At 34.4% G+C, this 21,513-nt stretch carries 20 protein-coding genes; 12 read left to right on the forward strand and 8 right to left on the reverse strand.

What is annotated here, in order from left to right; translation table 11 throughout:
* The first annotated feature begins 1 nt into the window (after position 1).
* Entirely contained in the window at positions 2-1,756 is a 1,755-nt protein-coding gene (locus tag GQ45_RS01360) for a hypothetical protein (RefSeq protein ID WP_047414470.1), read from the forward strand.
* Position 1,757: 1 nt separating this feature from the next.
* Here the strand turns inward: GQ45_RS01360 and mnmE are convergent, their stop codons facing one another.
* Entirely contained in the window at positions 1,758-3,170 is a 1,413-nt protein-coding gene (mnmE, locus tag GQ45_RS01365) for a tRNA uridine-5-carboxymethylaminomethyl(34) synthesis GTPase MnmE (RefSeq protein ID WP_047414472.1), read from the reverse strand.
* Between the two features lie 333 nt (positions 3,171-3,503).
* Here mnmE and GQ45_RS01370 point away from each other — a divergent pair, with 333 nt between their 5' ends.
* Together GQ45_RS01370 and GQ45_RS01375 are read left to right on the forward strand one after the other, a co-directional pair.
* Positions 3,504-3,968, forward strand: a complete 465-nt coding sequence (locus GQ45_RS01370) for a hypothetical protein (protein WP_047414474.1) — start codon at positions 3,504-3,506, stop codon at positions 3,966-3,968.
* Positions 3,969-4,049: 81 nt separating this feature from the next.
* On the forward strand, positions 4,050-4,388 hold the full coding sequence (locus tag GQ45_RS01375; protein ID WP_047414476.1) for a DUF4870 domain-containing protein: 339 nt from the start codon (positions 4,050-4,052) through the stop codon (positions 4,386-4,388).
* Between the two features lie 84 nt (positions 4,389-4,472).
* On the opposite strand, the gene dnaN is transcribed toward GQ45_RS01375, so the two are convergent.
* Both dnaN and GQ45_RS01385 read right to left on the reverse strand, forming a co-directional pair.
* Positions 4,473-5,591 (reverse strand): DNA polymerase III subunit beta, encoded by a 1,119-nt coding sequence (dnaN, locus tag GQ45_RS01380; RefSeq protein ID WP_047414477.1) that lies wholly within the window; start codon positions 5,589-5,591, stop codon positions 4,473-4,475.
* 548 nt (positions 5,592-6,139) lie between these two features.
* Positions 6,140-6,979, reverse strand: coding sequence for an S-adenosyl-l-methionine hydroxide adenosyltransferase family protein (locus tag GQ45_RS01385; RefSeq protein WP_047414480.1), 840 nt, complete (start codon positions 6,977-6,979; stop codon positions 6,140-6,142).
* Between the two features lie 148 nt (positions 6,980-7,127).
* On the opposite strand from GQ45_RS01385, the gene GQ45_RS01390 reads away from it, so the two are divergent.
* Together GQ45_RS01390 and GQ45_RS01395 are read left to right on the forward strand one after the other, a co-directional pair.
* A complete protein-coding gene (locus GQ45_RS01390) occupies positions 7,128-8,081 on the forward strand; it encodes a PhoH family protein (RefSeq protein WP_047414481.1) in 954 nt (317 codons plus the stop codon).
* 256 nt (positions 8,082-8,337) lie between these two features.
* Positions 8,338-9,297, forward strand: a complete 960-nt coding sequence (locus GQ45_RS01395) for a phosphoribosylaminoimidazolesuccinocarboxamide synthase (RefSeq protein ID WP_047414483.1) — start codon at positions 8,338-8,340, stop codon at positions 9,295-9,297.
* Between the two features lie 4 nt (positions 9,298-9,301).
* On the opposite strand, the gene GQ45_RS01400 is transcribed toward GQ45_RS01395, so the two are convergent.
* The 3 genes from GQ45_RS01400 to GQ45_RS01410 all read right to left on the reverse strand — a co-directional run bounded on the left by GQ45_RS01400 (position 9,302) and on the right by GQ45_RS01410 (position 12,217).
* Complete coding sequence (locus GQ45_RS01400) at positions 9,302-9,484, reverse strand: hypothetical protein (protein ID WP_156125321.1); 183 nt, start codon at positions 9,482-9,484, stop codon at positions 9,302-9,304.
* Between the two features lie 154 nt (positions 9,485-9,638).
* Positions 9,639-10,298, reverse strand: coding sequence for a PolC-type DNA polymerase III (locus GQ45_RS01405; protein ID WP_047414487.1), 660 nt, complete (start codon positions 10,296-10,298; stop codon positions 9,639-9,641).
* Positions 10,298-12,217, reverse strand: a complete 1,920-nt coding sequence (locus GQ45_RS01410) for a DUF294 nucleotidyltransferase-like domain-containing protein (protein WP_047414489.1) — start codon at positions 12,215-12,217, stop codon at positions 10,298-10,300. Before GQ45_RS01410 ends, GQ45_RS01405 begins: the two co-directional genes overlap by 1 nt.
* A 379-nt stretch (positions 12,218-12,596) precedes the next feature.
* Here GQ45_RS01410 and GQ45_RS01415 point away from each other — a divergent pair, with 379 nt between their 5' ends.
* Positions 12,597-13,424 carry a hypothetical protein gene (locus GQ45_RS01415; RefSeq protein WP_156125323.1) on the forward strand — a complete coding sequence of 276 codons (828 nt, stop codon included), beginning with the start codon at positions 12,597-12,599 and terminating at the stop codon, positions 13,422-13,424.
* 52 nt (positions 13,425-13,476) lie between these two features.
* On the opposite strand, the gene GQ45_RS01420 is transcribed toward GQ45_RS01415, so the two are convergent.
* Complete coding sequence (locus GQ45_RS01420) at positions 13,477-14,121, reverse strand: alpha/beta hydrolase (protein WP_047419901.1); 645 nt, start codon at positions 14,119-14,121, stop codon at positions 13,477-13,479.
* Positions 14,122-14,225: 104 nt separating this feature from the next.
* Between GQ45_RS01420 and GQ45_RS01425 the strand changes: the two genes are divergently transcribed.
* The 4 genes from GQ45_RS01425 to GQ45_RS01440 are packed head-to-tail and all read left to right on the forward strand — an operon-like array spanning position 14,226 to position 17,920.
* On the forward strand, positions 14,226-14,648 hold the full coding sequence (locus GQ45_RS01425; RefSeq protein WP_047414491.1) for a PaaI family thioesterase: 423 nt from the start codon (positions 14,226-14,228) through the stop codon (positions 14,646-14,648).
* A gap of 1 nt (position 14,649) precedes the next feature.
* Positions 14,650-15,765, forward strand: a complete 1,116-nt coding sequence (locus tag GQ45_RS01430) for a chorismate-binding protein (RefSeq protein WP_047414493.1) — start codon at positions 14,650-14,652, stop codon at positions 15,763-15,765.
* 17 nt (positions 15,766-15,782) lie between these two features.
* Positions 15,783-17,537 carry a 2-succinyl-5-enolpyruvyl-6-hydroxy-3-cyclohexene-1-carboxylate synthase gene (gene menD / locus GQ45_RS01435; RefSeq protein WP_047414495.1) on the forward strand — a complete coding sequence of 585 codons (1,755 nt, stop codon included), beginning with the start codon at positions 15,783-15,785 and terminating at the stop codon, positions 17,535-17,537.
* A 38-nt stretch (positions 17,538-17,575) separates the two neighbouring features.
* Positions 17,576-17,920: a DUF2853 family protein gene (locus tag GQ45_RS01440; protein WP_047414497.1), complete on the forward strand. Its 345-nt coding sequence runs from the start codon at positions 17,576-17,578 to the stop codon at positions 17,918-17,920.
* Between the two features lie 317 nt (positions 17,921-18,237).
* Here the strand turns inward: GQ45_RS01440 and GQ45_RS01445 are convergent, their stop codons facing one another.
* Entirely contained in the window at positions 18,238-19,653 is a 1,416-nt protein-coding gene (locus GQ45_RS01445) for an amidohydrolase family protein (RefSeq protein ID WP_047414498.1), read from the reverse strand.
* A gap of 210 nt (positions 19,654-19,863) precedes the next feature.
* On the opposite strand from GQ45_RS01445, the gene GQ45_RS01450 reads away from it, so the two are divergent.
* Positions 19,864-20,694: a S1 RNA-binding domain-containing protein gene (locus GQ45_RS01450; protein WP_047414500.1), complete on the forward strand. Its 831-nt coding sequence runs from the start codon at positions 19,864-19,866 to the stop codon at positions 20,692-20,694.
* A gap of 218 nt (positions 20,695-20,912) precedes the next feature.
* Positions 20,913-21,512: an SPOR domain-containing protein gene (locus GQ45_RS01455; RefSeq protein ID WP_047414502.1), complete on the forward strand. Its 600-nt coding sequence runs from the start codon at positions 20,913-20,915 to the stop codon at positions 21,510-21,512.
* Position 21,513 lies beyond the last annotated feature (1 nt).

The raw sequence follows: 21,513 nt of genomic DNA on the forward strand, positions 1-21,513 counted from the left end.
AATGATTGATCAAATTAATTTTTTAAATCAAGCGTATTTTTGGCCGGTAGTTATTGGTGGAATTCTACTATGGTTGGTATTCGTTTGGAAAGAATGGTCGCCTATTCTCAAATCACGATTTTATCTCCATTCTTTTGTGGGCTTGCTCGCAGTAATCTCTTTAGTAATGCTGGCTTTAAAGCCGAATATTCAAAAAAGTGCTACTTCAACCATTGGGGTATTACTTACTCCAGGTTTTAATCGATCTCAGTTAGATAGTCTCAAAAAAATTCATAAAAATTTAAAAATCATTCCCTATACTATAAATGAGCCTATGGGCAGTGCTATAGACTCGGTTGGTTACTACTATATTTTGGGCAGAGGATTAGCAACGTTTGATTTTTGGCAATTAGAAAAGCGACCCGCTAAAATTATTAAGGGGTATCACCCTAGGGGTATCACAAAAATAAATTACCCTAGTACTGCATTTGTTGGTGACAACGTAGGTATTCAAGGAAGCTATTCTGAAGGAAAAAAAGGAAATCGCCTAGTACTTTCTAATCCTAGAGGAGCGGGTATTGATTCTATCGTCTTCAGTGGACAAGCTTATGAAAATTTTAAACTAAGGATGAATCCTACTGTTGTTGGAAAATTCAACTATTCTTTGGTAGAGAAAGATTCACTAGCAACGATACTCTCAAGTGAGCAATTGCCAATGCACATACAAGAGCGGCAGTCCTTAAAAATTTTGATGATCAACAACTTTCCCACTTTTGAAACAAAATACTTAAAAAACTATTTAGCAGAAGTGGGGCATCAAGTAACTATCCGCAGTCAATTGACTAAAAACAAGTACAAATACGAATATTTTAATACCGAACAACAACCGTTTTATAATTTTACAGAAAAACAATTAGAAGGGTACGACTTACTTTTCATAGATTTTGACTCGTACATAAGCTTATCTAGAGCGAATCTTTCAGCGCTTCATAATAGCCAAAAAAATAATGGACTTGGTTTGTTTATTCAACCTTCGACATCTTTTTTTAATGCTGCACCGGAAAGATCTGGTTTTTCCTTTGAGACTACTGAAAACTTAAAAACTAGTTTAGGTTTTTCTTCTGAAGTACTGGTAGACCAATTTCCGTATAATTTTAAACCTGAGTTTGGTTTGGAAGAAATACATCAATATAAGGATCAAACTTTAACAGCTTACCATAGAAGGGTTCATGGTCGGGTAGGCACGACTATATTGCAAAACACTTATGAGTTGCTGCTCAAGGGTCATAAAGAGGTTTATGAACAGTTTTGGGCTGAGGTAGTTACTAGTTTAGCCAAACGAAATTTTAAGCCAACAGAATGGTTCCATAATTCAAGATTTGCCTACCAGCATGAACCCTTTGATTTTAAAATAAGAACTTCTATTAATAATCCGGAAATCTTGAATGCAAATCAGACACAAATTCCACTGCGACAAGACTTGGATATGGCCAATAATTGGTATGGCACTACCTTTCCAAGAACCCTTGGTTGGCAACAGCTGTATTTAAAAAATGATTCGTTGTCAAGCTATAACTATTATGTTATGGATACCTTGAATTGGAAATCATTAAGAGCCGTCCAAACTTTAGAAGCCAACCAACGACAATTCGACGGTACCGCTCAAAACCAAAAAATGGTACAATTTTGGGCACCTATTCACCAATTATGGTTCTTTTTTATCTTTATCGCAGCAATGGGCTACCTATGGTTAGCACCGAAATTATTTTCGAAATAGCTTACTTCCCAATACAGAAATTAGCAAATATATTCCCTAGTAAATCGTCGCTTGTAATTTCTCCCGTAATCTCACCAAAGTGGAATAGTGCTTGGCGAATGTCGATAGCTAATAAGTCTCCAGAAAAACCAGCATCCATTCCTGATTGTACTTTCTGAATTTCTTCTAAGGCCTTTAAAAGTGAATTGTAATGTCTAGAATTCGTGACAATTGTTTCGTTATTACGTAAGGCACCAGTATTGATTAAACTGAGTAATTCATCTTTTAAGGTTTCGACACCAAGGCCAGTTTTTGCAGATATAAAAATAAACTTTAACGATGTTGATACTGCGCTGAGTTCCTTGCTGATAAACGCTGTGGAGGTTTGGCTAATTTTATCGGCCTTGTTGATCAGCACTAAAATAGACTTTAAGGGAAACTGATTTTTGATTTTTTCTACTTCAACTTTTAATGCATTTAGATTTTTGTCATCAGTAATTAGCGACCCATCTACAAGGTATAGCACCACTTGCGCCTGCTTTATTTTTTCAAAAGTTTTTTTAATGCCGATCCCTTCAACAACATCGGTAGTTTCACGAATCCCAGCCGTGTCAATAAACCTAAAACCTATTCCGTTTATGGCTATTTCATCTTCTATAGTATCACGGGTGGTACCTGCAATTTCAGAAACGATAGCGCGATCTTCGTTTAAAAGGGAATTCAACAAGGTAGATTTTCCCACATTAGGTTCTCCTACGATGGCTACAGGAATGCCGTTTTTAATAACATTGCCAACAGCAAAGGAATCAATCAATCTTTTTAAAACCTGACGAATTCTATTTAATAATTGTGTAAATTGTTCTCTGTTGGCAAACTCTACATCTTCCTCAGCAAAATCTAACTCCAGCTCAATTAAAGAGGCAAAATTCATTAATTCAGCCCTTAATTCTTTAATTTCATTGCTAAAACCGCCTCGCATTTGCTGAATAGCAATTTGGTGGCTCGCTGCATTGTCCGATGCGATAACATCGGCAACAGCTTCTGCCTGACTTAAATCGATCTTGCCGTTTAAAAATGCACGTAGTGTAAATTCTCCAGCATCAGCAGTTCGGCAACCATTTCTTAAAAATAGCTGTATAATTTCTTGTTGAATATAAGAAGACCCATGGCAGGAAATTTCGACAATATTTTCGCCTGTATAGGAATGAGGTCCTTTAAAAACAGAGACCAATACTTCATCTAAGACTCGCTTGTCGTCTACAACATGACCCAATAAAATGGTATGACTTTTTTGCTTTGCTAAATCTTTACCTTTTTTAGAAACGAAATGATTTGATGCAATGCTAATGGCATCTTTTCCAGAAATTCGGATGACTGCAATAGCGCCAGCTCCTGAAGGAGTTGCTAAAGCGATAATCGATTCGTTTGAAAACATAACTAAAAATATTTAGGTTGCAAAAATAGCAAATTGCGCGGAGGAGAGCCTCGAATACGCTTTAAACTTTAAGCCACTTTCACTAGGTATTTATTTGTGCCAATTTCGTATCTTTGTAGTACTAAAATACCTGATCATTTTTGAAAAAATAACACTATTTTCTTCACCCGAAAACAGATACGGAAAGAGCACTAATTTTACGAGTGACTTTTAGTTCCAAGTAAGAGACACTTTATATTAAAAATTCCGAAGGAGATCAACTTTTGAGCGAATTAGGACCTTGAATCGACTTCGTAGAAAACACTAAATTTTTTAAACACTAAACTTTGAATCATGAAACAACTAGTTTTTACCATCATGCTTATTTTTTTAACGGTAAGCACAAATTACGCACAAGAGAAAACAGAAATCCCTAAAGATTCTGTTGCAATGGCTAAAGCGGCTGAAGATGCTGCAATTTTATTGCGAATTAAAACAGCGGAGAAAGAGGCTAAAGAAGCAGAAAAAGAACTCAAAAAGGCAGAGAAAGAAGCTAAAAAAGCTGAGAAAAAAGCAAAAAAGCTTGAGAAAGAGGCTGAAAAAGCTGAAAAACTGCAAAAAAGTATTGTTAAGTCAGAAAAGAGTATTGAAAAAAGCGAGTCGAAAATAATTAGTTATGAGGATAAAATTATTAGAGGAAAAGCAAAAGGAAAACTTTCTCCTGTTGATATTTCAAAACTAAATGATAAAATTTCTAAAGAACGATCCAAAATGAACAAAACGATCGAGAAACTTGAGAAATTAAAGCGGAAGCAATAAAGAATTGGGCCGAAGTGTAACAATTTGCTAAGAACTTCGTCTTATAGGTAGTGTTTCATCATCAATCTAAAAGATAACATCATGCAAAGAGAAAACAAACAGTTATTAGTACTCACCCATTTAAGTCAATTATTAGATTTTGTTACTGGTATTGGCGGTTTTATAGTTCCCTTAATTCTATGGCTTACCCAAAGGGATACCGTTTTAAATATGGATAAAAATGGAAAAGCTATTTTGAATTTTAGAATAAGCATGTTCATCTACTTTATCCTGTGTATTCCCTTGATATTGTTATTTGGTTTAGGCTTACTTGGATTTGTAGTTTTAGGGTTTTTAACCTTTATATTTCCAATAGTAAATGCTGTTCGAGTGAGCAATGATGAGCAGCCCTACTATCCCATGAGTATAAAATTCTTGTAAGATTATTGTTTACAAGCTAACATTGAAAAGCCCCAATTTCGAATTCGGAATTGGGGCTTTTAAATGTTTATTAGGTGGGTTGTTTTAATTATTAAGCATAACAGGCATCACTAACATAGTGACTAGTTCGCCTTCGTCTAAACCATCCACAGGGGTTAAAATACCTGCTCTGTTAGGCAAACTCATTTCTAAAGAAACATCGTCACAGTTTAGGTTGGCCAACATTTCTGTTAAGAACCTTGAGTTAAATCCTATTTGCATATCATCACCCTGGTACGAACAGGTTAAGCGCTCTTCTGCCTTATTGCTGTAATCTAAATCTTCAGCGGATATATTTAATTCAGCTCCAGCTATTTTTAAACGTATTTGATGTGTTGTTTTATTCGAAAAGATAGAAACTCGGCGAACAGAACTCAAAAACTGATTTCTAGAAATAGAAAGTACATTCGGATTCTCTTTAGGAATAACCGCCTCATAATTGGGATATTTTCCATCAATTAAACGACAAATTAGTTCTGTATTTTCAAAACTAAATTTTGCATTACTTTCATTATATTCTATCGTTACGTCAGATTCACTCCCAGCTAAGATGCCTTTTAGTAAGTTTAAAGGCTTTTTAGGCATTATAAATTCTGCCACTTCAGACGCTGTAATATCAGTTCTTTGGTATTTTACCAATTTATGCGCATCGGTTGCAACGAAAGTTAGGTTTTCTGGAGAAAACTGAAAAAAGATACCACTCATCACGGGTCTTAAATCATCATTACCCGCAGCAAAAATTGTTTTATTGATAGCCGTTGCTAGAATATCTCCAATTATCGTTGTAGCACTAGGATTAGAAAGCTCTACTGTTTTTGGAAATTCTGCACCATCAGCATAAGCCAAGGCGTACTTCCCGTGGTTAGAGCTAATTTCGATGGTATTATTGTCTTCCATCACAAACGTTAAGGGCTGCTCTGGAAATGTTTTAAGGATTTCTAACAATAGCTTTGCAGGTACGGCTATTAAGCCTTCGCTATCAGAATCAACTGTCAAAACGCTACTCATCGTTGTTTCTAAATCTGATGCTGATACTATAAGTTGATTTTCTTTTAAATCAAACAGAAAATTATCTAGGATAGGTAAGGTGTTACTATTATTAATAACACCACCTAAAACTTGTAGTTGTTTTAGTAAATAGGTACTAGATACTATAAATTTCATTCTTTATATGTTTTATTTTCTCTTAAATTATGCTGCTCAAAAATACAATAAAATTAAGGTAATATTATGTAAAAATAACCCTAAACACTCACTGTAAACCCTGAGCACAAAGATATTTTAAATGTTGTTTTTAATGAAACAAACTTATTAACAGTGAAAAACGCAGAAGAGTTCAGGAAAAAGTACTAAAATACAGCCATTAATCTCTGGGAACACCATTAAAAACAATCTCTTACGCCATAAAAGCTGTAATATGATTTTCATTTTTTAAGCAGTCATTTTTTGAGTTGTTTATAAATAAACGCTAGCCTCACTTTTGAAAAAATGAGTCTATCTGGAAATAGAGAGCAAGCACAATGGCAAGTGTCCTGATTAGATGTAGTTTTTAATTTTAAGTAAAAAGTGCATAAGAGTTAGCGTAAAAAGAAATAAATGTCATATTCGGAAGACAAATTATCAAAACACATTCAAAACCTCCTAAGAGAAGGGTAAAAATGAAAAGCCAGGTGCATAAAACCTAAAGAATTTTAAATTCCAACTTCATTTTTTTAATTTTTAATTCCAAAATCGACGGTAATGGTATCCCGATAGTCCAAACCAATTAAGGTGGCGGCTCCTCCAACGGTATTTAAATCACTCTTATAAATAGCCAATTCGATATAATCCGACGAATTAAATAAAGCTAACAAATCTCCTGGGCCGTTTCGTTTATCTTTATCAATGTCAAAATTTATAATGTCACTATACCTGTGATGAATTTTTGTAATTTTTTTATTCCGCACATGCAATACAAAATCGCGTCCTTTTCTATAAGCCTCAAAAATATGACGTGGAATATTTGTAATTACATTTCCAAAATTGTCGATGTAAATGACACTTCCGACAATTCCGTTGCCTTCTTCAACAATACGTGGTGCAAATTCTCGAATATCTTTTAGCGCATCAAAAGGTTTACCAACAACATCTAGTGTACCACCCCGAGCTAAATGACAAGCCGCCTTAACAAACACGTCTAGAACAGGAAAAGAGCATTCTATAGGCATAGGAATGTTAATTTTATACACCTTGTCAGCCTTCATTTCAGAGGTGATCAATGAGGTTGCACCGTTATTTGCAGTAATAAAATAATGATCGTCTAAAAACAAAATTAGATGCTCATTTTCAGGGGTAGGTTCTGCATCAACGCCGATGATATGGATACTCCCTTTGGGAAAGTTTTTGTACGAGTTTTTAATAATATAGGCACATTCAGGAATATTAAACGGACTTATTTCATTGGAGATGTCGACAATTTTAGCATCGGGCAATTCTGAGTAAATAGCACCCTTTATAGCGCCTACAAAATGATCTTTATACCCAAAATCTGTAGTTAATGTAATAATTGCCATGAAAGAGGAATGCTAGTGGTTTATCTATAAAAAAACAAAAACAGCAGCTAGATAAAGCTATTTTTAGTTAAATTTGTTGAACAAAATTACATAAAAAATAAAGCAACTAAAATTATATTTATACGATACTAATTAAACTTGATATTCTTTGAACGAACTTGTAATAGAACTAACGGAAATTAGTCCAAGAGATTTTTTTGGACAGCAGAATGAGCATATAGATTTGATTAAAAAATACTTTCCTAAACTTAAAATTGTTGCTCGTGGAAGTAAAATTAGAGTTTATGGGGATGACGGCCTTTTGGATGAGTTCGACAAAAAGTTTAAAATGCTCACCACACACTACCAAAAATACAATAAACTCGACGAAAATAGTATTGAGCGCTTGCTTTTGAGTAGTGAAAAAGACGATTTATCATCTTCTGAGAGTAGTGGAGAGGTATTAGTGCATGGCATGGGAGGTCGATTAATCAAGGCACAAACAGTAAATCAGCGTAAATTAGTAGACTCTGTTCGAAAGAACGATATGGTTTTTGCTATTGGTCCTGCGGGTACCGGAAAAACCTATACCGGCGTAGCTTTAGCCGTGCAGGCCTTAAAAGAAAAAAGGGTAAAACGTATTATTTTGACACGACCAGCCGTAGAAGCTGGAGAAAATCTAGGTTTTTTACCGGGCGACTTAAAAGAAAAGTTAGATCCTTATATGCAGCCCCTTTACGATGCCCTACGAGACATGATTTCACCTGAGAAATTAGCACTTTATATAGAAAATGGTACCATCCAAATTGCTCCCTTAGCTTTTATGAGAGGAAGAACTTTGGATCATGCCTTTGTGATTTTAGATGAAGGTCAAAATACCACCCACGCCCAAATGAAAATGTTCTTAACCAGAATGGGAAAAAATGCTCAGTTTTTAATCACAGGTGATCCCGGGCAAATAGATTTACCCCGGAGAACAGTTTCTGGTTTAAAAGAGGCGCTGTTGGTATTACAAAGTATTGAGGGTATCGGTATTATTTATTTAGATGATAAAGATGTCATCCGGCACAAGTTAGTAAAAAAGGTAATTGAGGCTTATAAAGGAATAGAGCATCAAGGCTAGTTTTAATTAAAAATGTAACAAGGCAATAATGTACCCATGTTTTTAATTTGAAAATTTGAAGATGTGTTGATTTGAAGATTATTTTTAATGTAAAAATGTATTCATCTAAGAATGTAATACTTTTATTTTCAACTTAAAACCAAAAACAACTTTTTACCCAAAACCCAAAACCCAAAACCCAAAACCCAGAACCCAAAACCCAAAACCCAAAACCCAACACCCAGAACCCAAAACCCAGAACCCAACACCCATTAAAATGAAAAATACCATTATAGCAACAAATTTTAATTTTCCAGGACAAGTAGATGTGTATAAAGGTAAAGTTCGTGAAGTATATCGGCTAGAGAATGATTTAATGGTGATGATTGCCACTGACAGGCTTTCTGCGTTTGATGTGGTCATGCCCAAAGGAATCCCTTATAAAGGACAAATTTTAAATCAGATTGCAACAAAAATGATGGCAGATACATCCGATATTGTTCCGAACTGGTTATTGGCAAGTCCTGATCCAAATGTAGCTATTGGTCATGCCTGCGAACCTTTTAAAGTAGAAATGGTGATTCGAGGCTATATGTCAGGTCATGCAGCACGTGAATATACCTTGGGAAAAAGAGTGTTGTGTGGCGTTGCTATGCCCAACGGGATGAAAGAAAATGATAAATTTCCAGCACCAATTATTACTCCTGCTACCAAGGCCGAAATGGGGGATCATGATGAAGATATTTCAAGAGAAGATATTCTTAAAAGAAATATTGTTGCTGAAAAAGACTACTTAATTCTAGAAAAATATACAAGAGCTTTATTTAAAAGAGGTATTGAAATTGCTGCTAAAAGAGGTTTAATTTTGGTAGATACCAAGTACGAGTTTGGAAAAACAAAAGACGGCAGAATTGTATTGATTGATGAAATTCATACGCCAGATTCTTCGCGCTATTTTTATGCTGATGGGTATGAAGAGCGTCAAAAAAATGGAGCCCCACAAAAACAATTGTCTAAGGAGTTTGTTCGGCAGTGGCTCATAGCGAATGATTTTCAGGGCTTAAAAGGACAAAAAGTACCAGAAATGACCGATGAATATATTGAAACCGTTTCTGAAAGGTATATTGAGCTGTATGAAAAAATTGTAGGAGAAAATTTTAAAAAAGCCGAGCTAACCAATATTCAAAATAGGATTGAAACTAATGTTTTAGCTTATTTAAAAAATAATGTTAGATGATTATTTAGTAGGCTGTGCTCGTGGTATTCGACAAGCCTCCTTGTTGGATATTGCTTTCTGAGGATATCGTGTTTTTTTCTATGGAATTCTCGTTTTCATTCGTCGTTGTGGCCATATAAATTAATACCGACACGACAAGACAAATAAAATATAATAAGCTTTTGATTTTTTGTGGTTTGGTCATCATTAATTTCAAATTATCGGGGATGAAAATAATAAAATTAAATGATATATGTGTATTTAAACCGATTTTTTATACACTTCATCGATAAAATAGGTTTATTTGCTCCTAAGGACGGGCTTAAGCTAGTTGCTTTTGGCTAGCACAAAGTGTGTAAAGATTAGTCTAAAAGATCTTTTATCCTAAGATTTTTTTTCTCTTTTAATTTAGAGAGTATTTTTAAAAATAAAATGGCTGTTATGTAGGCGTCACCCATAGCCGTATGCCTATCTTTTTTTGAAATATTGAATTTATCCGCCAGTTCATCTAAAGAGTAATGTTCTTTTTTCGTAATTAAATTAGACTTCAACAAGGTTTTCTTATAGAGTTGTGAAGTGTCTATATGCTTATTTTTTAGCGCTGGCAAATGATGTCTGGCCAAAGCTTTATTAATCATTTGGATATCAAAAATGGCGTGGTGTGCAATTATCGTTTTGTTGCCGATGTAGCTCAACAACATTTTTAAAGCGTCTAATTCAGAAACTTTTGGAATGGTGCCATGCTTTAAAATACCATGAATTTTCGCCGCTTCTTTTCCATAAACTTCTTGCTTAATGTAAATTTCAAAACCCTTGTTAACAGCAATAGTTTGTTGGTATACTGCTACAGCACCAATGCTAAGCATCCGATCATCGGTATAATCAAAACCTGTTGTTTCAGTATCTAAAACAATAAAAGTTGTGCTTTCTAGATCCTCAGGCATCGTTGTTTTGAAGGTGTTGGCATACAAGGTCCAAAAATCAGGTAAAATAGGCGTGTTTTTTTTAAAAAATTTAAACATTACATGGATTTTAACTGAAACCTATGGCTTACCAATTCTTGAATATCTTTTATGGTTTTAAACGTGCGCTTTAACTTCATTTTTTCTTCTTTAGATAACGAATTCAAATCGATAAAACGTCCAGAACTATTATTTTGAATGCCCTGTTTTGTTCTAAATTTTAATAAGGCTTTAGCGGCATATGAACAGGCCAAGTAAATTTCTTTATTATTAGGTTCTAACTCCGCTAGTTTTTCGAATCGCTCTGAAGTATTATTAATGGCTTTGATATGATGCGATAATAGGAGTACTCTTGCTGCGTCAGTTAATGGTCTTAGTGCTCTACTTTTAACATCAAACTCATCCTTATGATCGCCGTCTTGCTCTACCAAAAACTGTCTAAAAAAGCCTGTAGGGGATGGATTCTGTAAGGCTCCTTTGGCTAAATGAAGGAAAAAAATAGGATACTTTTTTACGCTATAAAAAATATGTTCTGATAACTCATTGGCCAATTTAGGCTCCCCATACACTACATTATAATCAAAGAAAATAGAGGATAGCAATACTTCATCGATACCAGGATTGATAATCCAATGTGAAGTCATTTCTTTCCATTCTTTTAAACTTAAACACCATTTTGGGTTCGATGCCATCATATCCGCAGGGCAATATTCGTAGCCCATATCATGTAGACCTTTGGTGACTAATTTGGATAATTTTAAAAAATAAGTGGTTGTTTTTGGTAATGCTTCCTCTTCTACATCTCCGAATATCAGTGCATTATCTTGATCGGTATGTAACATTTGTTCGCTTCTGCCTTGACTTCCTAAGGCTAGCCAAGCAAATTTTACAGGAGGTGGAGTACTCATTTTTTCTAAAGATAGTTCAACCACCTGCTTCATACATGCATCATTCAATTCCGCTATTATTTTAGAGATAATAGTCATGGGTATATTCCCTTCTAAATATCCACTGAGCAAACCCATAATACTATGTCGTATAGGCTTTAAATGTTTTATCTTTTTTACTCTTTTTATAGCTTTAATCAATACCGCAGGGTTATTGCCTAAAGATACCATAACATCGTGTTTCGATACAATGCCAACTACTTTTGAATTTACTGTGCCGTCTTTGGTTAGGCATAAATGACTAATACCACTTTTCATCATGGCCATTTGGGCTTGAGTGATGGTCATTGATTTTGGATAGGTAATGACAGGGGAAGTCATTATTTTAGCTGCTGTTGCCGTTATGGGGAACATACCTGTTCCAATTTTATTCCTTAAATCCTTATCTGTAATTATGCCAATGGGTAGTTTGTCTTCAAGAACGAGGATGGCACCAATATTTTTTGAGGTCATTATTTCTGCTACCTGTTTAATGGTCGTAGCAGGCGAACAGCTCACAATATTTTTTGAGAACTGCACAGACTGTAAGTCAGTTAAGGGTATTTCGCTTGCTTCTTTTGATGGGTCAATAGGAGCTTCGCTATATAATTTTCCTCGATGACTTTTAGAATACGGATTTCTAGTGTTAGAAGCGAAACTTTCTATTAAAAAATTACCGATAACTTTATTTTCTAAAGCCAGAGGTTTAAACAGGGCGATGGGGATGGCATAAATAATACTTTCTTCATGTGCTTTTGCTTCTAATTCGTAATTTTCATTGGCCATAAGCGGTCTTAATCCAAAAATATCACCCTCATCACAAATGTCTACAATATCATTGGTTGTTTTTTTATAAAGGGAAACTGCGCCTTTGTGTACCAAATAAAAAAAAGAATGTCCTTCTTCTTTTTCTGTAAAAATAACACTCCCTTTTTCTTTATAGATAATGCTGACTTGCTCAGATAGCCGTTCCAAGTCGCTCGTGTTTAAACCATTAAAAGGGGGGTAGTTTTTTAAAAAATCGGCAACTCTTTGCGAAATGGTATTTTTCATAGGTATTCTCTAAAATAGTAAAATTACGAGATTTTCAGTGATTTACACGATCAACCTTCTTATTGCTTTATATTCGAAATCAAGGATGTTGGCTTACAGCGTCTCTCCCTATAATTTTTGTAGTGATAGCAAAAGTTACACAGCTCTTAAATTCTAAAATTAGAGCATAAAATATTAGCATTGTAATTAAAAAAAAGTAGAGATCAATGAGTTTTAAAAAAAAATACAATCCCTTTAAAAAATTGTAGGGCTAGTAAATAACGACTAAATTTGCGACATATTAATGTTTTTATCATATAAGATGCCAAGGTATTTGTTCTGGTTCGTAGTATTACATATAAGCTATTTTTCATACGGTCAAAAAGCTAAGATTTTTACATTGGCAGATTTTGACTTATCTGGACCTGTAAAAACCTGCTTCGTAATTAAAGACTATGGTAAAGAGGAATTTAGTTTTAATCAAAATGGCGTCTTGACAAAATTAGTAACACGTTATAATGAAAACGATTATGACATTACCTATTATAAATACGAAAATGAGGCCATACGCGAAAAACGCGTTGAAGTTTACCGTGATGGTGCTTTTGACAAGCAGACTTCGATAGCCAATATTTATAGTGTGGATAGTATCCCTAACGGAAAAAAAATCACGGAGAAAATAATATCCTACGCCAAAGAGTTTTTGGATCAATATGAATATTCTTATGATGTCAATGATAAGCTTATTCAGATCTATAGAAATGATGGTAAAGGTATCGAGAATACAAAAGTAAGTTATGAAGAAGTTTTAGGAGAAACCACCATTAGCTATACTGTAGATGGAGAACTTCAAAAAACAATACGAACTTCGAAACGAAAAATCAATCCAAAACAAAAGGTAGTGCTCACAAGGCAGTATTTTGAAGGGAAATTAAATACCGCTACCGAACAAGTTTTCAATGAAAAAGGGAATTTAATTTCTGAACAAAAATTTGTTTATGACAATAAGCTCGGCACTTTTGTTCCTAAAGAAGTGAGTAGGTATACCTATAATGATTTAGGCATGCTAAGCGAATTAAAAACAAAAAAAGGTAGCGTAGAGGTCGTAAAAAAATATATTTATCAGTACGATAATGGTGGTAAGGGCAACTGGGTAAAGCAAATTGTAACACCTGATAACACCTATATTACTCGAAAAATCACTTATTATGAAACAGCTACAGAATAGTTTTGTAGTCTAAAATGCTCCAGTAGGGGGACCTAAACCTTATGTTTACATTCTAAACCAACGAATTAATAATTTCTTTTTTCACTTCATGTTTGCCGTCAAACATCATGATTTCAGCCCTATCCTTAAACAAGAGTTTTATTTTTTGCATTTCCACCTTCATGCGCTCTTCATTTATATATTCATCATGATGACCAATAATAACTTTAACATTGCTTTTATTCGTTTCTAAAAAAGCAAAATCGCTAGCTTTTAATTCAGTTGGAATGCCGCCAGCGTATAAAATAAGTTGCCTACACGCTAATTTTTTGTGAGCCAACCATCGGGTAACAATAGATACTCCTTGTGAAAAACCGAATAAAATAAGATTACAATGCTCAGGTAGGTTTTCAGCCTCATAAACGGCGTCTAAATAGTTGTTTACATTTTCAAGTTCTAAAGAGGTGTTTTCTTTGGTCAACCAACTAGCGCCAACATGAACGTATTTGCCGTTAAGGTAATATTTTGAGGGTGCCTGAGGAGCAATTATATAATTTTCTTCCGCATTTAAGTCTTTAAAATACTTTAAAAAATAGCGGCCTAAATAGCCAATTCCATGAAAAACTAGCCATATATTTTTAGTGTTTTCTGTAAGTGTATTTAAAGTTTCGTAGGTGTTTGTATGGGTATAGCTTACTTTTTTCTCTAATGTCTGCATCATTTTTTTTTCTAACACTGTAATTTAAGAAGAATATTTAATTTCAAGGCTATGATATGCCTTTTGTTGCCTTCGAAATCCTTAATTTTACATAAAAGATTTACATGAACGATTATAAAGAAAAAATTCTAAAGATTTGTAACGATACTTGCAAGGGTACTCTCATGGAAACTTTAGATATTAGCTATGTAGATGTAGGCGAAAATTTTTTAGTGGGTAAAATGCCTGTGAGTCGAAAAGTGTATCAGCCAGACGGTGTTTTACACGGGGGTGCCATGGTAGCCTTGGCAGAAAGTGTAGGGAGTGCCGCATCATTTATATTCCTAAATGCCCAAGAAGTCACCATTCGAGGTATAGAAATTTCTGCAAATCATGTCAAAAGTATTCGTGAAGGTTTTGTTTTTGCCAAAGCTACGATTATCCACAAAGGGCGCACAACGCAGCTATGGGATATAAAAATCACCGATGCCAATGACAACTTAATCTCCGTTTGTAAATTAACGACTATCGCCTTACCAAAAAAATAATATGTTTAGCGATTTAATTTCAAAAGCCGAAAAACACTATGCGAGTGCAAAACCTTTTGTGCTTTACCGCAAACCAAAAGCACAAACGGTCAAAGGAATATTTCAAACTAATGATGTGTTGCATTATGTGCAGGATTACACCGAAAAGGGTTTTGTTTTTGCCCCGTTCAATTCTGAGGCTAACATTATTTTACTTCAGGTGGATGAAACTGTAGAAGCGGTTTTTGAGGCTATGGGTTATACGGACACGGGTAGGTCAAATGAAAATTCTTTAAATGATGACCATAAAGAATTTCATATTAAACTCATAAAAAAGGGAATCAGGGCGATTGAAGAGAATGAATTTAAAAAAGTAGTGCTTTCTAGGCGTTTAGATATCGCATTTGATACATCTGTATTTGCATTGTTTATCAATTTATTAAAACGTTATAGCAAGGCTTTTTGCTATTTGTTTTACCATCCTAAAGTTGGACTCTGGCTAGGTGCCACGCCAGAATTATTATTAAAAACATCGAACAAACAGCTTAAAACCATGTCGCTCGCAGGTACTCAGCAATATACTGGATTGGAAAATCCTGTTTGGGGTAAAAAAGAGTTAGAGGAACAAGAATTGGTCACAGCGTATATCGCGGATGCTTTGAGTCTTGAAGTTTCAAAAGTAGAAATTTCAGAAACTACTTCGGTCAGAGCAGGTAATTTATGGCATTTGCGAACTTCCGTTTCTGGACATTTAAAAAATAATTCTGTGCAGTCGGTCGTAGCAGCTTTGCACCCTACGCCAGCTGTTTGTGGAATGCCAAGAGCTGCCTCAAAGAATTTTATAGCGCGTTATGAAAACTATGATCGAGAATATTATACCGGCTTTTTAGGTGAATTAAATTTTAAAAAAGTTACCTATCGGGATACCAATAAACGAAACAAAGAAAATCAAGCCTATAAAACCATCAAAAACACCAGCTCTTTGTATGTAAATTTGCGCTGTATGAAGATTAAAAATCAAACAGCATCAATTTATATAGGTGGTGGAATAACTGCCGCATCAATCCCAGAAAAGGAATGGGAAGAAACAAAGGCAAAAAGTGAAACCATGCTGCAAGTTTTTAATAATTTTAGTTAGATAAAAAAGAAAATTACGTGAAATATTCTACGATACCCTCAGCTCAAATTGTAGCGCATTATTGTAAAAAGTACGGTATAAAAGATATTATTATTTCTCCTGGTTCTAGAAATGCTCCGCTAACCATTTCATTTACAGAAGATGCCTATTTTAATTGCTACAGTATTGTTGATGAGCGGGCTGCTGCTTTTTTTGCATTAGGTATAGCGCAACAGCAACGCAAACCAGTGGCGGTTTTATGTACTTCTGGTAGTGCCTTACTCAACTACTATCCTGCAGTTTCAGAAGCTTTTTATAGTGATATACCACTTGTGGTTATTTCTGCCGATAGACCACCTTATAAGATTGATATTGGTGACGGACAAACCATCCGGCAAGACCACGTTTTTGAGCGACATATTGGGTACTCTGCAAACTTAAAACTAGATGTGACTCACGCTACAGCAACAATCAAAAGTCAAGCAAAAGAATTTATTTCAGAAACACTAAGTCTTGAAGAACAGCAGGCAGCTATTGAAAGGTACAATAGTGCAAGCTTACAGGAAGCCTTTGCTAAAGCGGTAGGCAATTGTGAACCTGTGCATATTAACGTACCCTTCGAGGAACCTTTATACACTATTACCGAAGAAAAATACAAACTTACAGAACAGTCAATTTCAGCTACAAAACCTGAAGCATTAAAGGATATTTCTAAATTTGTTTCGCTATGGAAAACAGCCAAACGAAAATTAGTTTTAGTAGGTGTGGATTACCCAGGCCTAGTCGATCAAAAATACTTGGAGCTTCTTGCACAGGATGATTCTGTGATCGTATTGACCGAAACAACTTCAAACCTACACCATCCTAATTTTTTTCCAAGTATCGATAGTTTAATAGCACCTATAGAAAAATCAGCACAAAAAGACATGCTTTTTTCTTTACTTCAGCCTGATATTGTGCTCACTTTCGGAGGTTTAATTGTATCAAAAAAAATAAAAAGTTTTTTACGCAAATACAAACCAAAAGAGCATTGGCATATTGATCAAAAAAAGGCTTATGATACGTTCTTTTCGCTAACCCAGCATTTCAAAACATCAGAGAATACCTTTCTAGGAGCACTTTTGACAGCGCCTACTGTCGTTGAAAGTGATTACTATGCGTTTTGGTCTAGCGTAAAACAAGCCTACGAAAAGAAGAGGACTGAGTATATAGAACAGATCCCTTTTTCAGATATGCTGGCATTCTCGAAAATAGCGGAATCAATTCCTAATAATTACCAACTACATTTAGCAAATAGCTCAACAGTTAGGTATGCCCAATTGTTTGATATAGATCCATCTATTAGCGTTTTTTGTAATCGGGGTACGAGTGGTATCGATGGCAGCACTTCAACAGCTATCGGCGCTTCAATCTATGCCGAAACACCAACACTTTTGATTACAGGGGATTTAAGCTTTTTGTATGATAGCAACGCACTTTGGAATAACTATATACGGCCAGATTTTAGGATTATTGTGATGAACAATGAAGGAGGTGGTATTTTTAGAATATTACCTGGTCAAGAGGATACAGAAAACTTTGAGCGTTTTTTTGAAACTACGCATCACATAAATATTGGAGATGTATGCAAAACCTACCATTTTACCCATGAAATAGTGCAGAACATCGATGATTTAAAAAATTCGCTTCAAAATTTTTATTCGCCTAGTACACAAGCTAAAGTGCTAGAAATTAAAACGCCAAGACTTGTTAATAATAAAATTTTGCTTAGTTATTTTGATTTTATATCTTAGGAGGAAGATTAATAATCATTTAAAGAACACTAACAATTATGAGTAAAAGAGACGAACTAATCGAAAAGTATGCGGCAGACATCAAAGACAAATTTGGAGAAGCAGCGAACATGGATTTATTAACAAAAGTTACTATCGGCCTTGGACCTTCTATTTACAATGCGGATTCTTCTAAAGTTTCAGGAGGAGATGATAAAGAAAAAGAAACCGTTAAAAATAACTATCTAATTAAAAAGTTAGGCATGAAAGAAAGTGCTGATATGATGCCAGCTATTGATAGCGTTCTAGTAAAATACGGTACTTCGAACAAAAATAAATACAGAGCTGTGGTATATTATATGTTATGCAAGCACTTTAAAAAAGAGGCTGCTTACAATAAATAATTCTTTCAAGGGAGCCCTCTTTAGAGCGTGGTGGTATTTGGTGTTTGCATTTTACAGAATGCTCCGTATACAACCGTTTCTTTGTACATCACATTAAATTGCGTAGTCTTGAGACTGCGCTTTTTTTTTGAGCTCTACTTTTTATTTATTTAAATTTCAGTCTTGGTTTATATAAGGGTATGCTCCTTATGCCTTTAACAATAAAGTCTTATAGGATTAATAGGACAATCAGGCTGGTCGTTTTTAATGCCAAGACCAATGAAAGTAAAGCGCATTTCAGTACTTAGAAGAAACCATTTTTTTTGCCTTGTATGTTTTTATTCTAGTAGTGCTTGAAGCATAGCTTCTAAGGCTGTTTTGTTATACACCTTATTGTTCTGGATGACCGTATTAATTTTTTGGGTATTTTTTATATCTGATAAAGGATTTGCATCTAAAAGTACTAGATCCGCATGTTTTCCTATGGCAATTGTACCGTAAGACTTTTCTTTTTTTAGAAAATGCGCGCCGTTATAGGCCGAAGTTTTTAGCACTTGTAATGGTGTCATACCCGTTTGTACCATGGCTTCAAGTTCATGGTGCAAAGAAATACCGGGATAAGTGTAGGAATTATATGCGCCGCTATCCGAACCCGCTAAAAGTTGTACTCCTGCATCATTTAAAGACTTCGTGAGGCTGCCGAAAAATTGATCTAATTCTTTTCTGTCTTTCCTTGTTTTTTCAGAAGCATTCAAAGCACCGTTGATTCGCCCTTGGTACGTTTTTATGAGACCTTTCCCCATATACTTTAAATATAAATCATCTGTATGATCTATTTCGTCTAAATAACTCAAGGTTTTTCCAATATGTAGGGTGGGGACAACGTAGACATTTTTATCTTTTAATAGCGCAAAAGTTGTTTGCGCGGTACTCTCGTCATAGCCTTCTCTCAGTAAAGGCATGGCTTGCCAAAAGCCAATTTCCTTGTTTTTAAGCCTTTGAGTGACCTCGATTTCTGCCGAAGAACAACCTTTCATGACATAATAAAGATGCTCAATGCCATCTATCCCAGCATCCACAGTTTCTTTTAAACTTACGGTAAATGGCATATGGCCTGAGCTAATAAGTCCTCTTTTATCCGTTTCTTTTAAGGTTGTAAGATAAGCTTCTCCAGAAATTCGGCTGTCGTATAATTTTACAAAATCTGTTTGTAAAATTTCTAAACTATCCAAGGCCTTTGCTATGTCTTCCTCTGTGGTGACTTCTAAGGATCCTGCCCAAGTGCCATTGGGCCCATCTATTTTTGGTCCCGAAGTGTAAATTGTAGGGCCATGTAATGTGCCTGCAACAATTTCTTTTTTCCATTGCATGACACTGGAAGTTAAATCGCCACCAGCATCGCGCACTGTGGTAATGCCATTCGCAAGAAATAAGGGTAATAGCTTTTTATTTTCTAAAATAAGACTGTCACCACCTCTAAAGTGTGTATGGTTATCCCAAAAACCAGGTAAGATAAACGTGCCAGAAGCATCTATTATTTTTTTGGAATTAAAAGTTTCAGTACTACCAGAGGGTTCAATTTTTACAATTTTACTAGCGCTAATGTAAAGATCTTGGGATTGTATTTGCCCCGTTTCCAAATCAATTGTTTGACCGTTTTGTATCACAAGGTCGTACGAGTTCGGTTGTTGGTTTTTGCAACCAGTTAATACGAGGTAAGCAAGAATAGGGAGAATATAGTTTTTAAGCTTCATGCTTCTAAAAATACTTCAAATTTATTTACGATTCATCAATTTTACTTTTTTTTATCCGCAGTTGGTAGTGCTTTATATAAACCTCAAGTATAAAGTTGCTAAAGAAATCCATAAATAGACAAACTCAATGATTTCAAAAACACTAATTCATCTATATTCTTTATGGGCTAAGGATGAATTAAATTTACAGATAAAGTGTATTTTTGTAGCATGATTGAATTAGGAAATTATAATACATTAGAAATCCTAAGAGATACAAGTGTTGGTCTCTTTTTAGGTGATGATGAAGGTAACGACGTTTTGCTACCCAATAAGTATGTTCCAGAAATTTACGAAATAGGGGATAAGTTGACTGTTTTTTGTTATTTAGATTATGATGAACGCCCCATAGTAACTTCATTAACGCCTTATATTTTTAGAAACACGTTTAAATTGTTAAAAGTTGTTGAGGTAAATAATATTGGTGCTTTTTTAGATTGGGGTTTAGAAAAACATTTGTTAGTGCCTTTTGGAGAGCAGCGTGTAAAAATGCAAGAAGGTCAATGGTATGTTGTTTACTGTTATTTAGATGAAAAATCATTCAGATTAGTTGCTTCTAATAAGTTAGACAAATTCTTGAATAATGAAACCTTAACGGTTGAAGTTAATGATGAGGTAAATTTAATCATTACACGTCAGAATGATTTAGGTTGGGATGTGATTATCAATAACCAGCATAAAGGACTGATCTACCAAAACGAAGTTTTTAAGAAAATAGCCGTAGGTGATTTGGTAAAGGGATATATTAAGCACATAAGACCTGATCATAAAATTGATGTAAGTCTTCAAGCTTTGGGTTATGTAAGTGTAGAGCCAGCAGCAAATACTATTTACCAAATACTTAAAAAAGAAGGTGGTTATTTAAATTTACACGATAAATCTTCCCCTGAAGCCATAAGTGCAAGATTGCAAATGAGTAAAAAAATTTTCAAGAAAAGTATAGGAACCCTGTATAAAGATCGAAAAATAGCAATTAAACCTGATGGTATTTACTTGCTATAAGGCTAATGAGATAAAAACCTAACAAGAACGCTTAGCTATACGCGAACAAATATTTTGGTGTTTCATCTACAATATTTTGGTTTTCAGATTAATAAATTAGATTAATTTTAAATATTGTAAAAAAAAAACTACTTTTATAACATATAAAAATAATGTGTTTTTAACATAGCTTATTTAGAAAGAAAAGTATATTAATCCCCCCTGTAATCCTAAATTTTATGCCGTTTATTGAAGAAAGTGATTTGCTTGATTTACATAAAGATATAGATAAAGCTCAGATTCTTAACGAAAGATTATTAGATCAAATTAAATACAAGAACAAAGAATTAAAATCAAGTAACCTTCAAAGAAATATTTTAGCGGGTTTTACTGGCTTGTTTCTTTTAGGAGTTCTTGCCTTATATTCTTTTAGTGCGGGGGCACGTAGTAATCTAAAAGAAGATAACAGTAAATTGTTGGTCATGAGTTTAGATAGCCTTAAAGTTATTGAAGCTAGACTTAATAATTTAAAGATGAAAAATGAAGAGCTAAGCACCGTAAAAGAATTTTATTTAGCCAAAGAATTTTTAGATAAAGAAAAAATATACTCTGTACAAATTAAATCATTTATTGATAATAATTTATCGCTTACCACAAACGCGTTAAATAACACCTTGTTTGTAAAAACAAATCCTTTTTATTCTTATTCCTTAGGAAATTTCGAAACCATAGAAGAAGCTAGATCTTTTCGCTATCAACTCGTTAAAATGGGCTTTAGTGATGCTTTTGTAGCTTCTTACCAAAACGGAAAAAGGTTAAAAATAGAAGATCCTTATTAGT

This window comes from Cellulophaga sp. Hel_I_12, from assembly GCF_000799565.1.
Classification (GTDB): domain Bacteria; phylum Bacteroidota; class Bacteroidia; order Flavobacteriales; family Flavobacteriaceae; genus Cellulophaga.